Below are 553 nucleotides of genomic sequence, written 5' to 3'. Positions count from 1 at the left end.
GTAAAGCCCCGGTGTATTCAGACGCTCACCTTAACGCAGCACTTCAACCACTACGCTTTAACCCGCTATCTGGTTACAGCAAAGTGATTACTCTACCATCCAGGAGAAACCTCACGCTTTGTTCCCCGGCGATGGGTTTTCATAGATCGGCTGGTCATGGGCAATAAAGTACTGCTTGAAGTCATTGACCATGGTGACCAGTTTTTCAAACGTTGCTTCGTCGCGGCAATGGTCCATCAGCAACTGCTCTGCGCCAAACATCTCCGGCACTTCGGTCAGTACGGTAGTACCGCCGTTAGCAATCACGTAGTCAGAGAAACGCCCCAGCATCGGGTTAGCAGTAATACCAGAAAGACCGTCAGAACCACCGCACTCCAGACCAAACTTCAGTTCGCTGAGTTTGCCTGGCTCGCGCTTGTCGTTGCGCATCACGTTATACAGCTGATGCAGATGCTCGATCCCGGCTTCGATCTCATCATCCTGCTGTTGGCAGATCATGAAATGAACGCGTTCAGGATCGATATCGCCCAGCGTTTCACGGAATGCGGTAACC

General features: G+C 51.7%; 1 pseudogene. It reads right to left on the bottom strand.

The features are described 5' to 3' along the window. Window positions 1-60: 60 nt before the first annotated feature. Window positions 61-553: pseudogene (locus tag AC5O77_RS22430) on the bottom strand (altronate dehydratase); the annotation flags it as partial.

Source organism: Stenotrophomonas sp. INTA L402-1 (assembly GCF_059295135.1).
This window is presented reverse-complemented; position numbering and strand designations above follow the sequence as displayed.